Annotated in this window: 11 protein-coding genes; 8 read left to right on the top strand and 3 right to left on the bottom strand. The window is 70.1% G+C overall.

Annotated elements, in window-relative coordinates; genetic code table 11:
• A partial coding sequence (locus CLM62_RS00710) for an AAA family ATPase (RefSeq protein ID WP_179381882.1) occupies nt 1-1,066 on the top strand: 1,066 nt, incomplete at its 5' end.
• Nucleotides 1,067-1,230: 164 nt separating this feature from the next.
• A complete protein-coding gene (locus CLM62_RS00705; protein WP_095747916.1) occupies nt 1,231-2,649 on the top strand; it encodes a sugar porter family MFS transporter in 1,419 nt (472 codons plus the stop codon).
• A 210-nt stretch (nt 2,650-2,859) separates the two neighbouring features.
• Here the strand turns inward: CLM62_RS00705 and CLM62_RS00700 are convergent, their stop codons facing one another.
• Nucleotides 2,860-3,831, bottom strand: a complete 972-nt coding sequence (locus CLM62_RS00700; protein WP_095747915.1) for an LLM class flavin-dependent oxidoreductase — start codon at nt 3,829-3,831, stop codon at nt 2,860-2,862.
• Nucleotides 3,832-4,003: 172 nt separating this feature from the next.
• Between CLM62_RS00700 and ftsY the strand changes: the two genes are divergently transcribed.
• On the top strand, nt 4,004-5,206 hold the full coding sequence (gene ftsY, locus CLM62_RS00695; RefSeq protein WP_095747914.1) for a signal recognition particle-docking protein FtsY: 1,203 nt from the start codon (nt 4,004-4,006) through the stop codon (nt 5,204-5,206).
• Nucleotides 5,207-5,293: 87 nt separating this feature from the next.
• On the opposite strand, the gene CLM62_RS00690 is transcribed toward ftsY, so the two are convergent.
• Nucleotides 5,294-5,950: a bifunctional DNA primase/polymerase gene (locus CLM62_RS00690; protein ID WP_095747913.1), complete on the bottom strand. Its 657-nt coding sequence runs from the start codon at nt 5,948-5,950 to the stop codon at nt 5,294-5,296.
• A 446-nt stretch (nt 5,951-6,396) separates the two neighbouring features.
• On the opposite strand from CLM62_RS00690, the gene CLM62_RS00685 reads away from it, so the two are divergent.
• From CLM62_RS00685 to ffh, 5 genes are all read left to right on the top strand, one after another.
• On the top strand, nt 6,397-7,926 hold the full coding sequence (locus CLM62_RS00685; RefSeq protein ID WP_373559095.1) for a hypothetical protein: 1,530 nt from the start codon (nt 6,397-6,399) through the stop codon (nt 7,924-7,926).
• 316 nt (nt 7,927-8,242) lie between these two features.
• Nucleotides 8,243-9,577, top strand: coding sequence for an ammonium transporter (locus CLM62_RS00680; protein ID WP_095747912.1), 1,335 nt, complete (start codon nt 8,243-8,245; stop codon nt 9,575-9,577).
• Nucleotides 9,574-9,912, top strand: a complete 339-nt coding sequence (locus tag CLM62_RS00675; RefSeq protein WP_009308760.1) for a P-II family nitrogen regulator — start codon at nt 9,574-9,576, stop codon at nt 9,910-9,912. Before CLM62_RS00680 ends, CLM62_RS00675 begins: the two co-directional genes overlap by 4 nt.
• 26 nt (nt 9,913-9,938) lie before the next feature.
• Nucleotides 9,939-12,392 carry a [protein-PII] uridylyltransferase gene (locus CLM62_RS00670; protein ID WP_095747911.1) on the top strand — a complete coding sequence of 818 codons (2,454 nt, stop codon included), beginning with the start codon at nt 9,939-9,941 and terminating at the stop codon, nt 12,390-12,392.
• A 114-nt stretch (nt 12,393-12,506) separates the two neighbouring features.
• Nucleotides 12,507-14,060 (top strand): signal recognition particle protein, encoded by a 1,554-nt coding sequence (ffh, locus tag CLM62_RS00665; protein WP_095747910.1) that lies wholly within the window; start codon nt 12,507-12,509, stop codon nt 14,058-14,060.
• 21 nt (nt 14,061-14,081) lie between these two features.
• On the opposite strand, the gene CLM62_RS00660 is transcribed toward ffh, so the two are convergent.
• Entirely contained in the window at nt 14,082-14,939 is an 858-nt protein-coding gene (locus tag CLM62_RS00660; protein WP_095747909.1) for an SAM-dependent methyltransferase, read from the bottom strand.
• Between the last annotated feature and the right edge of the window lie 63 nt (nt 14,940-15,002).

Genomic DNA, 15,002 nt, shown 5'->3' with positions numbered 1-15,002 from the left:
GCGTCGGGCCCGGCTGCGGCACGAGGCGGCCGTCGCGGAGGCCGTCGCCTCCGGGGCGCGGCAGCTGCTCGCGCACGTCGAGGTTTCCCTCGGCCGGGCGCAGGAGGAACGGTCCGCCGCCGAGGCCGCCAAGGCACGGCGCGAGCAGGAGCTGACCGTCGCCCGGGGCGCGGGGCGCGATCTCAAGGCAGAGCTCGACAAGTTGACGGATTCGGTCCACCGGGGCGAGGTACTCGGCGCCGAGAAACGGCTGCGGATCGAGCAGCTGGAGACCAAGGCGCTGGAGGAACTCGGTGTCGAACCGGCGGGGCTCGTGGCCGAGTACGGCCCGCACCAGCTGGTGCCGCCCTCGCCCCCCGCCGAGGGCGAGGAACTGCCGGAGGACCCCGAGCACCCGCGCAACCAGCCGAAGCAGTTCCACCGGGCCGAGCAGGAGAAGCGGCTCAAGGCGGCCGAGCGGGCCTACCAGCAGCTCGGCAAGGTCAACCCGCTGGCGCTGGAGGAGTTCGCCGCGCTGGAGGAACGCCACCAGTTCCTCAGCGAGCAACTGGAGGACCTCAAGAAGACCCGGGCCGACCTCCTCCAGGTCGTCAAGGAGGTCGACGAGCGCGTCGAGCAGGTCTTCACCGAGGCCTACCGGGACACGGCCCGGGAGTTCGAGGGCGTCTTCAGCCGGCTGTTCCCGGGCGGTGACGGGCGCCTGATCCTGACCGATCCCGACAACATGCTCACCACGGGTGTCGATGTCGAGGCGCGTCCGCCGGGCAAGAAGGTCAAGCGGCTGTCCCTGCTGTCGGGCGGCGAGCGCTCGCTGACCGCCGTGGCGCTGCTGGTGTCGATCTTCAAGGCGCGGCCCAGCCCGTTCTACGTCATGGACGAGGTCGAGGCGGCGCTCGACGACACCAACCTCCAGCGGCTGATCCGCATCATGCAGGAGCTGCAGGAGGCCTCCCAGCTGATCGTGATCACGCACCAGAAGCGGACGATGGAGGTCGCCGACGCGTTGTACGGCGTGTCCATGCAGGGCGATGGCGTCTCGAAGGTCATCAGCCAGCGGCTTCGCTGATTCCCTTCAAGAAGTGAACGCATGCGCGTTTCGGGCGTGCCTTTTGGTGTCTCAAAACTCACACCCGCCTCCCTGTTGACTTCGAAACATGAAGGCATAGCCTCGGCAACGTCGTATTTACCTTCAGGTAGCACCTACCTGGAGGGGTGGCCCGAGGAGCACATGTGACCAGCAGTACGCAGGCACCCAAGTCAGGAGCCAGGACGGCTCACCCCGATCATCTCGGGCACGTCATCTTCATCGCGGCGGCGGCCGCGATGGGCGGTTTCCTCTTCGGCTACGACAGCTCCGTGATCAACGGAGCCGTCGAGGCCATCCGCGGCCGCTACGACATCGGGTCGGCAGCCCTGGCGCAGGTCATCGCCATCGCCCTGATCGGCTGTGCCATCGGCGCGGCGACCGCCGGCCGCATAGCCGACCGCATCGGCCGCATCCGGTGCATGCAGATCGCCGCGGTCCTCTTCACGGTCAGCGCCGTCGGCTCGGCGCTCCCCTTCTCGCTGTACGACCTCGCCTTCTGGCGGATCGTCGGCGGCTTCGCCATCGGCATGGCCTCCGTGATCGGCCCCGCCTACATCGCCGAGGTCGCCCCGCCCGCCTACCGCGGCCGCCTCGGCTCCTTCCAGCAGGCCGCGATCGTCGTCGGCATCGCCGTGTCGCAGCTGGTCAACTGGGGTCTGCTGAACGCCGCCGGCGGCGACCAGCGCGGCAAACTGATGGGCCTGGAGGCCTGGCAGGTCATGCTCGGCGTCATGGTCGTCCCGGCCGTCCTGTACGGCCTGCTCTCCTTCGCCATCCCCGAGTCCCCGCGCTTCCTGATCTCCGTCGGCAAGCACGAGCGCGCCCGTGAGATCCTCACCGAGGTCGAGGGCAAGGACATCGACCTGGACGCCCGCGTCGCCGAGATCGAGCTCGCCATGAAGAGCGAGCACAAGTCGACCTTCAAGGACCTGCTGGGCGGCAGCTTCTTCTTCAAGCCGATCGTCTGGATCGGCATCGGCCTGTCGGTCTTCCAGCAGTTCGTCGGCATCAACGTCGCGTTCTACTACTCCTCGACGCTGTGGCAGTCGGTCGGCGTCGACCCGACGGACTCGTTCTTCTACTCGTTCACGACGTCGATCATCAACATCGTCGGCACCGTGATCGCCATGATCTTCGTCGACCGCATCGGCCGTAAGCCGCTCGCCCTCATCGGCTCCGTCGGCATGGTGATCGGCCTCGCGCTGGAGGCCTGGGCGTTCTCGTACAACCTGGTCGACGGCAAGCTGCCGGCCACGCAGGGCTGGATCGCCCTGATCGCCGCCCATGTGTTCGTCCTCTTCTTCGCCCTGTCCTGGGGTGTGGTCGTCTGGGTCTTCCTCGGCGAGATGTTCCCGAACAAGATCCGCGCCGCCGCCCTGGGCGTGGCCGCCGCCGCGCAGTGGATCGCCAACTGGGCCATCACCGCCAGCTTCCCGTCGCTGGCCGACTGGAACCTCTCCTTCACCTACGTGATCTACACGGTCTTCGCCGCGCTCTCGATCCCGTTCGTCCTCAAGTACGTCAAGGAGACGAAGGGCAAGGCGCTGGAGGAGATGGGCTGACCCTTCGCGAACCCGGGAGAAGGACCAAGTCCCCGCTGCCCCTCTCCTCGTACCCCCGCCGCCGCCCCGGCTCGGCCACCGCCGAACCGGGGCGGCGGCGTCGTACGCGAAGGATCAACTACCGAGACGATCGACGAGCGAGAGGATCAACCACCGAGGGGATCAACCACCGATCGGATCAAACATCGAGGGGATCAACCACCGAGGGGATCAACCACCGAGCCCGGGCAGCACCCGCTCGCAGAACAGGCGCAGACTCCGCCACCCCTCCTCCACCGGCATCCCGCCCGACAACGGATGCAGTACGTAGTTGTCGAACCCCAGCGCCACGCACGCCTCCGGCGTCAGAATCCGGTACACGCCCTCCGCGCGCAGCTCCGCCACCGTCGTGGCCGCCGACTTCACCGCCGACCGGATGTCCCCGGACTGCCAGGAGGCGTACGTCCGAGCCTCGTGCAGGAAGTGCCCGCCGTACCGGGCCCACGCCTCGTCCGGGTCCTCGGCGATGTGCAGCAGCGGTGTCTCGGCGGCGGGCATCATGGTCCAGCCCTCGGTGCCGTACTCGACGAGCCGCTCCTTGTAGTACGCCTCCAGCTCCGGCAGATGCGCGCTGGGGAAGAACGGCAGCCCGAGCCGGGCGGCCCGGCGGGCGGCGGCCTTCGAGGAGCCGCCGACGAGGAGGAGGGGGTGCGGGTCGGTGTACGGGCGCGGAGTGACCCGTACGGTACGGCCCCGGTAGATGAACTCCTCGCCGGTCCAGGCCTTGAGGACCGTCTCCAGAACCTCGTCCTGGATCTTCCCGCGTCGCTTCCACTCCACGTCGAACTGCGCGTACTCCTCGGGCCGGTACCCGATCCCGGCGACCGTGACCAGCCGGCCGCCGCTGAGCAGGTCCAGTACGGCGATGTCCTCGGCCAGCCGCAGCGGGTCGTGCAGCGGGCCGATGACCGCCGAGACCGTGACCGCGATACGCCGGGTGGCCCCGAAGACGGCACCCGCGAAGGCGAACGGCGACGGCAGCCAGTTGTTGGCGACGCCGTGGTGCTCCTCGGTCTGCACGGTGGTGATCCCGCGGTCGTCGGCGTACGCGGCCATCTCCAGGGCGGCCTGGTAGCGCCCGCTGAGCGAGGCCGGGGTGGCGCCGGGCTCGACGAGGTTGAAACGTACGACTGTGACGGGCATGGGGAATCCCCCTTCACACGGTGGGCGCGAGAGAGGACCGTAGCTGACGGTGCGTCAGACGGCTATAGCGTCAGACAGCCATAGCCACCGGCATCCGGAATCGACCCATGCTCTTTTGGAGGAACACACAAACTGTGTCGGGGTGAGGTCCATGGCTGATACTGGACGAGTTATGGAAATCCTCATCCTTGCTGTAGTCATCGCCTTGGTCGTGCTCGGCGCGCTCGGTGGGCTCGTCGTCGGCAGCCGGCGCCGGAAGCCGCTGCCCCCGCCGCCCCCCGCCGCGCCCGACATCACCGCCCCTCCGGCCGAGCCGCACATCGGCGACGAGGCCGAGACGCCGCGCGAAGAACCGCGCCGGACGATAGAGGAGGTGGACCTTCCGGACGGCTCGGCTCCCGTCGCCGTCGAGGAGCCGCCATCCATCGAAGTCCCCGAGATCGAGGTCCCCGAGCCCACGGCCGGGCGGCTCGTCCGCCTCCGTGCCCGGCTCTCCCGCTCGCAGAACGCCCTCGGCAAGGGTTTGCTCACCCTGCTGTCGCGCGAGCACCTCGACGACGACACCTGGGAGGAGATCGAGGACATCCTCCTCACCGCCGACGTCGGCGTGCAGCCCACCCAGGAACTGGTCGAGAGCCTGCGCGAGCACGTGAAGGTGCTCGGCACCCGCACCCCCGCCGAGCTGCGCGGCCTGCTGCGCGAGGAGCTGCTCAAGCTGGTCGGCACCGACTTCGACCGCACGGTCAAGACCGAGCCCGAGACCAGCAAGCCCGGCATCGTGATGGTCGTCGGCGTCAACGGCACCGGCAAGACCACCACCACCGGAAAGCTGGCCCGCGTCCTCGTGGCCGACGGCCGCAGCGTGGTCCTGGGCGCCGCCGACACCTTCCGTGCCGCCGCCGCCGACCAGCTGCAGACCTGGGGCGAGCGGGTCGGCGCCTACACCGTGCGCGGTCCGGAAGCCGGCGACCCCGCCTCCGTCGCCTTCGACGCGGTGAAGGAGGGCAAGGAGATGGGCGCCGACGTCGTGCTCATCGACACCGCCGGCCGTCTGCACACCAAGACCGGCCTCATGGACGAACTCGGCAAGGTCAAGCGGGTCGTCGAGAAGCACGCACCGCTGGACGAGGTGCTGCTCGTGCTGGATGCGACGACGGGACAGAACGGTCTGGTCCAGGCCCGTGTCTTCGCCGAGGTCGTCGACATCACCGGCATCGTGCTCACCAAGCTGGACGGCACGGCGAAGGGCGGCATCGTCGTCGCGGTGCAGCGTGAGCTGGGTGTGCCGGTCAAGCTGGTGGGTCTCGGCGAGGGTGCGGACGACCTGGCGCCGTTCGAGCCGGAGGCGTTCGTTGACGCCCTTATCGGAGAGTGACACGGCCACCTACCGAAATTGGTATGTGGTCGAAGAAGCGCCCGCCCCCAAGGTGCAGTGGGGATGCGGGCGCTTCGCTATGTACGGCTATGCCCGCGACCGATGCGCCACATAAGCCAGCGTCCCCAGCAACAACCTGGCCGCCGGCGGCTTGGTCGCCGTGTCCAAGGCGGGGGAGCGCAGCCACCGCACCGGACCCAGCCCGCCCCGGTCGGAGGGCGGCGCCGTGATGTACGTACCGGGGCCCAGGCCGCGCAGGTCGAGGGAGGTCGGGTCGTCCCAGCCCATGCGGTAGAGCAGTTCGGGGAGTTCGGCGGCGGCGCCGGGGGCGACGAAGAAGTGGGCGCGGCCCTCCGGAGTGGCGGTCACCGGGCCGAGAGGGAGGCCCATGCGCTCCAGCCGGATCAGGGCGCGGCGCCCGGCGGGCTCGGCCACCTCGATCACGTCGAACGCCCGGCCGACCGGCAGCATCATCGACGCGCCGGGGAACTCGGACCACGCCCGGGTCACCTCGTCGAGCGTGGCGCCGGCCGGCACGTGGGGCGCGAAGTCGAGCGGATGCGCGCCGGGGGCGGCACAGTCGGCGCGGCCGCACGAGCAGGCGCCGGCCGCGGTGCGCGCGCCGGGTGCGACGTCCCAGCCCCAGAGTCCGGTGAACTCGGCGACCGCGGTGCACTCCGACGAGCGGCCGCGCCTGCGCGAGCCGGAGCGGATCTCCCGAATGCCGCCGATCGTGAAGCCCATACCCCCTCCAACGTGTCCGGGCTGCCAGTGGTTACGCGACGAACGCGAACAGTGACTCTCTGTTGCCTTTTCCGATACCACTTCCGAGTTAAGGCAGCGCCCGGAAGCGTCACGGGTTGTGCGCTCGGCCGCGTGCGCCCCTGAGTGCGTCGCTGCGCCTACTCCCGATAGTCCTCTGTCAAGTGAATCGCGAGGAGGCAACGGTGAGTTCATCCGAAGGGGTGGCGAATGGTGGCGTTTCCGGGATCGCCATGGCTGGACGCGTGATCGTAGGATTACTTTGAGTGCGCGAGTCCTGGGGGCACATGCGCTTGTGGGTATGCCGGAGGCAAGTCGGCTTCGCGCTCGAAGGATGACAACCGCCGGACGGGCGGCCGTATTTACCGGCATTCTGATAAGGCTTGGCGCACTCAGTGACAAGTGGTCTCAGGGATGGGGGCGTTCCAGTGAGCGGCAACGGCGACAGCGGGACAGACGCGATGAACGCGACGAACGCAATCAACGCCACAAACGCCATGAACGCTACGAACGCTGACAAGCGCCCGAACGAGCTGCTCACCTCGTGGTTCGTGCGCAGCGGCTGGTCCAAGGGCGAGCTCGCCCGGCAGGTCAACCGCAGGGCCCGCCAGCTGGGGGCGAACCACATCTCCACCGACACCTCGCGCGTGCGCCGCTGGCTGGACGGTGAGAACCCCCGCGAGCCGATCCCCCGGATCCTGTCCGAGCTGTTCTCCGAGCGGTTCGGCTGTGTCGTCTCGATCGAGGACCTCGGCCTGCGCACCGCCCGTCAGTCGCCCTCCGCGACCGGCGTCGACCTGCCCTGGACGGGTCCGCAGACGGTGGCACTGCTCAGCGAGTTCTCGCGCAGCGACCTGATGCTGGCGCGGCGCGGCTTCCTCGGGACCTCGCTGGTCCTGTCAGCGGGCCCGTCCCTCATCGAGCCCATGCAGCGCTGGCTGGTGCCCTCGCCCCCGGCGCCGTACCAGGAGCCCGAACCGTCGTCCCCCGCCTCCCGCCGCGGCCGTTTGTCCAAGCCGGAGCTGGACCTCCTCGAGTCGACGACCGTGATGTTCCGGCAGTGGGACGCCCAGTGCGGCGGCGGTCTGCGCCGCAAGGCGGTCGTCGGCCAGCTGCACGAGGTGACCGACCTCCTCCAGGAACCCCAGCCCGAGGCCACCACCCGCAAGCTGTTCAAGGTCGCCGCCGAGCTGGCGGAGCTGGCCGGCTGGATGTCGTACGACGTCGGGCTGCAGCCCACCGCGCAGAAGTACTTCGTCCTCGCCCTGCACGCCGCCAAGGAGGCCGGCGACAAGCCGCTCGGCTCGTACGTCCTGTCCAGCATGAGCCGCCAGATGATCCACCTCGGGCGGCCCGAGGACGCCCTGGAGCTGATCCACCTCGCGCAGTACGGCAGCCGGGACTGCGCGAGCCCGCGCACCCAGTCCATGCTGTATGCGATGGAGGCCCGCGCCTACGCCAACATGGGGCAGCCCGGCAAGTGCAAGCGGGCGGTCCGGATGGCCGAGGACACCTTCGCCGACGCCGACGAGTGGGACGAGCCGGACCCCGACTGGATCCGCTTCTTCTCCGAGGCCGAGCTGTACGGCGAGAACTCCCACTCCTACCGCGACCTCGCCTATGTCGCCGGCCGCAGCCCCACCTACGCCTCCCTCGCCGAGCCCCTGATGCGGCGGGCCGTCGAGCTCTTCGCCGAGGACACCGAGCACCAGCGGTCGTACGCACTGAACCTGATCGGGATGGCCACCGTGCACCTGCTCCAGCGCGAGCCCGAGCAGAGCACGGTGCTGACCGGGCAGGCCATGCAGATCGCCAAGAAGGTCCGCTCCGAGCGCGTCAACACTCGTATCCGAAAGACGGTCGACACGGCCGTACGCGATTTCGGCGATCTCGCGGAGGTCGTGGACCTTACCGAGCAGCTCGCGATCGAGTTGCCCGAGACCGCCGAAGCGGTCTGAGACCCCGCGAAAACCCTTGAACCCCGGCCGCGGCCGGCCCTCCCGAACTGCCCGACTCGGCTCCCCCGTGCCAGGTCATCGGAAGGCCGGCCGCGGCCGGACCCCCGTAGGTTGCGCCACGATAACGATCGCGCAGCCGAACATCTGCCAGTTCATCTACGCGTAACACACAAGGCGCCTTCGTCACGGCGGCGAAACAACGAGGGGCTTCCATCGAAACCGCGCTGCGCCAATCTCATGGCGCATAACCGGCCCGCCCCTCAATCCGCTCAGGCTTCCGCCCGCACGGGGCCGTACCAACGACGAGGAGACGCCGATGGCACCAGCCATCACGGTGGCGGCAGACGTAGAGCTGTCGTCCGCCAACACAGGTTTTATGCTTATCTGTTCCGCTCTGGTGATGCTCATGACACCGGGCCTGGCCTTCTTCTACGGAGGCATGGTCCGCGTCAAGAGCACCCTGAACATGCTGATGATGAGCTTCATCAGCCTGGGGATCGTCACCATCCTGTGGGTGCTGTACGGCTTCTCCATGGCCTTCGGAACGGACTCCGGCCACATCATCGGCTGGAACTCCGACTGGGTCGGCCTCAGCGACATCGGCCTGACCGAGCTGTGGGGCACCTACAACATCCCGATCTTGGCGTTCATGGTCTTCCAGCTCATGTTCGCGATCATCACCCCGGCCCTGATCAGCGGTGCGCTGGCCGACCGCGTGAAGTTCACGGCGTGGGCGCTGTTCGTCGCCCTGTGGGCCACGGTCGTCTACTTCCCCGTCGCCCACTGGGTCTGGGGTGAGGGCGGCTGGGCCTTCGACATGGGCGTGATCGACTTCGCCGGCGGTACGGCGGTCCACATCAACGCCGGTGCCGCGGCGCTCGGCGTGATCCTGGTCATCGGCAAGCGCGTCGGCTTCAAGAAGGACCCGATGCGCCCGCACAGCCTCCCGCTGGTCATGCTCGGCGCAGGCCTCCTGTGGTTCGGCTGGTTCGGCTTCAACGCCGGCTCGTGGCTCGGCAACGACGACGGCGTCGGCGCGCTGATGTTCGTCAACACGCAGATCGCCACCGCCGCCGCCATGCTGGCCTGGCTCGCCTACGAGAAGATCCGCCACGGCGCGTTCACCACGCTGGGCGCCGCCTCCGGCGCGGTCGCCGGTCTGGTCGCCATCACCCCGTCGGGTGGCGCGGTCTCCCCGATCGGCGCGATCATCGTCGGCGTCGTCGCCGGTGTGCTGTGCGCCATGGCTGTCGGCCTGAAGTACAAGTTCGGTTACGACGACTCGCTCGACGTCGTCGGCGTCCACCTGGTCGGCGGTGTCGTCGGCTCCCTGCTGGTCGGCCTCCTCGCCAGCGGCAAGGGACAGTCCAAGGTCGAGGGCCTCTTCTACGGCGGCGGCATGGAGCAGTTCTGGAAGCAGTGCGCCGGTGTCTTCGCGGTCCTCGCCTACTCGCTGGTCGCCTCCGCGATCCTCGCCTTCCTGATCGACAAGACGATCGGCATGCGGGTCACCGAGGATGAAGAGGTCGCGGGTATCGACCAGGCCGAGCACGCCGAGACCGCATACGACTTCAGCGGCGCCGGCGGCGGCGTCGTCGGAACCGCCGCTCCGGCCATGGCCGCGACGGCGAGCAAGAAGGTGGACGCATGAAACTCATCACCGCCGTCGTCAAGCCCCACCGGCTCGACGAGATCAAGGAAGCCCTCCAGGCCTTCGGCGTCCACGGTCTGACGGTCACCGAGGCGAGCGGCTACGGTCGTCAGCGGGGCCACACCGAGGTCTACCGCGGTGCCGAGTACACCGTCGACCTGGTTCCCAAGATCCGGATCGAGGTGCTGGCCGAGGACGACGACGCCGAGCAGCTGATCGACGTCATCGTCAAGGCGGCCCGCACCGGCAAGATCGGTGACGGCAAGGTCTGGTCCATCCCGGTCGAGACGGCCGTACGGGTACGGACCGGCGAGCGCGGCCCGGACGCGCTCTGACGGCAGAACAGAACAGGAGTCGCTGGGTGACGAGTACGGACGTGCGCAAGGAAGCAGAGGACTCGGGACCCAGCGGCTACGCGGCGGCCCGGCTGCGCCTCCTCACCGAGGGGGCGCAGTCCGGGCCGCCGCGCCGTACGGCCCTGTCGGAACTGACCGACGACTGGCTGTCCGGGCTGTTCGGCGCGGGCGCCGAGGGCCTGCGCGGGGTCTCCCTGATCGCCGTCGGCGGCTACGGCCGCGGCGAGCTGTCCCCACGCAGCGACCTGGACCTGCTCCTGCTGCACGACGGCAGCGACTCCGACGCGATCGCCACGCTGGCCGACCGCATCTGGTACCCCGTCTGGGACCTCGGTCTCGCCCTCGACCACTCCGTGCGGACGCCGGCCGAGGCCCGCAAGACCGCCGGCGAGGACCTGAAGGTGCAGCTGGGTCTGCTGGACGCCCGCCACCTCGCGGGCGACCTGGGACTGACGGCCGGACTGCGTACGGCCGTCCTCGCCGACTGGCGCAACCAGGCACCGAAACGGCTCCCCGAGCTCCAGGAGCTGTGCGCCGAGCGCGCCGAACGACAGGGCGAGCTGCAGTACCTGCTCGAACCCGACCTCAAGGAAGCCCGCGGTGGCCTGCGCGACGCCACCGCCCTGCGCGCCGTCGCCGCCTCCTGGCTGGCCGACGCCCCGCGCGAGGGCCTCGACGACGCCCGGCGCCGACTGCTCGACGTCCGTGACGCCCTGCACCTGACGACGGGCCGCGCGACCGACCGGCTCGCGCTCCAGGAGCAGGACCAGGTCGCGGCCGAGCTCGGCCTCCTGGACGCCGACACGCTCCTGCGGCAGGTGTACGAGGCGGCGCGGGTCATCTCGTACGCCAGTGATGTCACCTGGCGCGAAGTGGGGCGCGTGCTCAGGTCGCGCGCCGTACGGCCGCGTCTGCGCGCCATGCTGGGCGGCGGGAAGCCGGTCGCCGACAGGTCTCCGCTGGCGGAGGGCGTCGTCGAGCAGGACGGCGAGGTGGTACTCGCCCGCGCCGCGCGCCCCGAACGCGACCCCGTGCTCCCCCTGCGTGCCGCGGCCGCCGCCGCGCAGGCCGGACTCCCGCTCTCCCTGCACGCCGTACGGCGCATGGCGGCCACCGTGCGCCCCCTGCCCACGCCCTGGCCCGCGGAGGCGCGCGAGCAACTCGTGACCCTGCTCGGCTCCGGCCAGCCCACCATCGACGTCTGGGAGGCGCTGGAGGCCGAGGGCCTGATCACCCGCCTCCTGCCCGACTGGGAGCGGGTGCGCTGCCGGCCACAGCGCAACGCCGTGCACGTCTGGACCGTCGACCGGCACCTGATCGAGACCGCCGTCCGCGCCTCCGAGTTCACCCGCCGCGTCAGCCGCCCCGACCTCCTCCTGGTCGCCGCGCTGCTGCACGACATCGGCAAGGGCTGGCCCGGCGACCACTCCGTGGCCGGCGAGATCATCGCCAAGGACGTGGCCGCCCGCATCGGCTTCGACCGCGCGGACGTGACGGTGCTCTCCACACTCGTACGACACCACCTGCTGCTCATCGAAACCGCCACCCGGCGCGACCTGGAGGACCCGGCCACCGTGCGCTCGGTCGCCGAGGCCGTCGGCACCCAGAGCACGCTCGAGCTGCTGCACGCCCTCACCGAGGCGGACGCGCTGGCCACCGGCCCGGCCGCCTGGTCGTCCTGGCGCGGCTCACTCGTCGCCGACCTGGTCAAGCGCGCCTCGGCGGTCCTCGCCGGGGACGCGCCGGACGAGCCCGAGGACGCCGCGCCCACCGCCGAGCAGGAGCGGCTCGCGATCGAGTCGATCGCCACGGGCGGGCCGGTGCTGGCACTGCGCGCCCAGACCGAGCCACCGGCCGACCAGGAACCGTCCGTCGCGGAGGACCCCGAGCCGCTGGGCGTGGAGCTGCTGATCGCCGTCCCCGACCAGTCGGGCGTCCTTCCCGCGGTCGCCGGCGTCCTCGCCATGCACCGCCTCACCGTCCGCACCGCCGAACTGCGCGCCCTGGACCTGCCCGACGGCGTCGAGGGCTCCGTCCTGCTGCTGAACTGGCGCGTCGCCGCCCAGTACGGCTCCCTGCCCCAGGCCGCCCGACTGCGCGCCGACCTCGTACGGGCCCTGGACGGGTCCCTGGACATCGCGGGGCGCCTGGCCGAGCGCGACGCCGCGTATCCCCGCCGCCGGGGCGTGGTGGCCCCGCCGGCCCGGGTGACGGTCCACCCGGCCGCGTCCCGCCTGGCCACGGTGATAGAGGTGCGCGCCCAGGACGCCCCGGGGCTGCTCTTCCGGATCGGGCGGGCGCTGGAGGACGCGGGGGTGCGGATGCGCAGTGCGCATGTCAGCACGCTGGGTTCCAACGCGGTCGACGCCTTTTACGTGACGAACGCCGAAGGGCTGCCGCTGCCGGGCGACGAGGCGGCTTCGGCGGCGCGGGAGCTGGAGGAGACGTTGCGGGCGTGACCTGGCCGACAGGTTCCTGCCTGCTGGATGCAGCAGGCAGGGACGATTGTCTTGCGCGGCCGGATACCCTGGAAGACGCTCCGACTGCCCCCGACTCCGAGGACCGACGCCGCCGTGTTCGATACTCTCTCCGATCGCCTTTCAGCGACCTTCAAGAACTTGCGCGGCAAGGGGCGCTTGAGCGAAGCGGACATCGACGCCACGGCGCGCGAGATCCGCATCGCTCTCCTCGAAGCTGACGTCGCCCTTCCGGTCGTCCGCACGTTCATCAAAAACGTCAAGGAACGGGCGCTGGGGGCCGAAGTCTCGCGGGCGCTCAACCCCGCCCAACAGGTCCTGAAGATCGTCAACGAGGAACTCGTCACGATCCTCGGCGGCGAGACCCGCCGCCTCCGCTTCGCCAAGCAGCCGCCGACCGTGATCATGCTGGCGGGTCTGCAGGGTGCCGGTAAGACCACGCTCGCGGGCAAGCTGGGCCGCTGGCTGAAGGAGCAGGGCCACTCACCGCTCCTGGTCGCCGCCGACCTCCAGCGCCCCAACGCCGTCAACCAGCTCAGTGTGGTCGCCGAGCGGGCCGGTGTCGCGGCCTTCGCGCCCGAGCCGGGCAACGGCGTCGGCGACCCGGTCAAGGTCGCCAAGGACTCCATCGAGCACGCGAAGTCCAAGGTCCACGACATCGTGGTCGTGGACACCGCCGGCCGCCTGGGCATCGACCAGGAGATGATGCAGCAGGCCGCGGACATCCGGGACGCGGTCAGCCCCGACGAGATCCTCTTCGTCGTCGACGCGATGATCGGTCAGGACGCGGTCAACACCGCCGAGGCCTTCCGTGACGGCGTCGGCTTCGACGGCGTGGTCCTGTCGAAGCTCGACGGCGACGCCCGTGGCGGTGCGGCCCTGTCGATCGCCTCGGTCACCGGCAAGCCGATCATGTTCGCGTCGAACGGCGAGAAGCTGGACGACTTCGACGCGTTCCACCCGGACCGGATGGCCTCCCGCATCCTCGACATGGGTGACCTGCTCACCCTGATCGAGCAGGCGGAGAAGACGTTCAGCCAGGAAGAGGCCGAGAAGATGGCCTCCAAGCTGGCGTCGAAGAAGGGCCAGGAGTTCACGCTCGACGACTTCCTGGCCCAGATGGAGCAGGTCCGCAAGATGGGCTCCATCTCCAAGCTGCTCGGCATGCTCCCGGGCATGGGCCAGATCAAGGACCAGATCAACAACCTCGACGAGCGGGACGTCGACCGCACGGCCGCGATCATCAAGTCGATGACCCCGGCCGAGCGCCAGGAGCCGACGATCATCAACGGCTCGCGCCGCGCCCGTATCGCCAAGGGCTCGGGCGTCGACGTCAGCGCGGTGAAGGGCCTGGTCGAGCGGTTCTTCGAGGCTCGCAAGATGATGTCCCGCATGGCGCAGGGCGGCGGCATGCCGGGGATGCCCGGGATGCCGGGCATGGGCGGCGGCCCCGGCCGGTCGAAGAAGCAGCCGAAGAAGGCCAAGGGCAAGCAGCGCTCCGGCAACCCGATGAAGCGCAAGCAGCAGGAGCAGGAGGAGGCCGCGCGCCGCGCCGCCGCCGCTCAGGGCGGCAACGCCTTCGGCGTGCCGGGCCAGCAGGCTCCTCAGGACTTCGAACTGCCGGACGAGTTCAAGAAGTTCATGGGCTGACTCCGACCAGGTGACGGACGCCTAGGCAACGCGTGCGATCAGGTACCGGAACACGGTCGGCATCCACACCGTGCCGTCCCGGCGCTGATGCGGATGCAGGGACTCCGTCAGCTCCTTGTCCACCTGTTCCTGGTCCGTCGCGGAGATCGCCGCGTCGAAGAGCCCCGTCGACAGCAGCCCTCGTACGGCGCTGTCGACGTCGGCGTATCCGAAGGGGCAGGCGACCCGGCCGGAGCCGTCCGGCTTGAGGCCGGCCCGCTGGGCGACCTCCTCCAGGTCGTCCCGGAGGGCGGGGCGCCAACTGCCCCCGCCGCGCAGCGGATCCGCCAGCTTGGTGGCCACCCGCAGCACGGACGACGTGGCGCAACGCTCCGGCGGACCCCAGCCGGCCAGCACCACGGCCGCCCCCCGCTCGGCGAGCGGCGTCGCCGAGGCGAGCAGTTCTCCGAGCCCCTCCGAGTCGCCCGCGAGACACCCGATGGGCTCGAAGGCGGTCACCAGGGTGTACGCGGGAGCCTTGGCGTCGGTCGCGTCCCGGGGTGAGCCGTCGACGAGCCGGGTCTCGGCACGCGCGCGCGTGCCCCACGGCCCCGGCGCCAGCCGCTCGCGCGCGAGGGCGAGCCGTTCGGGCGAGGAGGAGTCGACACCGGTGACCGCGGCTCCTCTGGACGCCGCCATCAGCAGGGCCAGCCCGGAACCACAGCCGAGGCCCAACAGCCGCGTGGCGGGGCCCACTTCCAGTCGCTCGTAGACGGCCTCGTAGAGCGGCACCAGCATCCGCTCCTGGATCTCGGACCAGTCACGCGCGCGTGCGCCCAGGTCCACGCGGGGTGTCTTTCCCGCATGGGACAGGCGTTGCCGCACGAGCGTAGGTGTCATCAAAGCGCCCCAATCCGCCGAGAGTTTCCCCTGTGCCCGTTTCCGTAGCCCCCGTGACGTGCG

This window comes from Streptomyces sp. SA15 (assembly GCF_002291145.1).
Lineage (GTDB): Bacteria > Actinomycetota > Actinomycetes > Streptomycetales > Streptomycetaceae > Streptomyces.
Note: the sequence above shows the minus strand (reverse complement) of the source record. Positions and strands in the feature narration are given on the sequence as shown.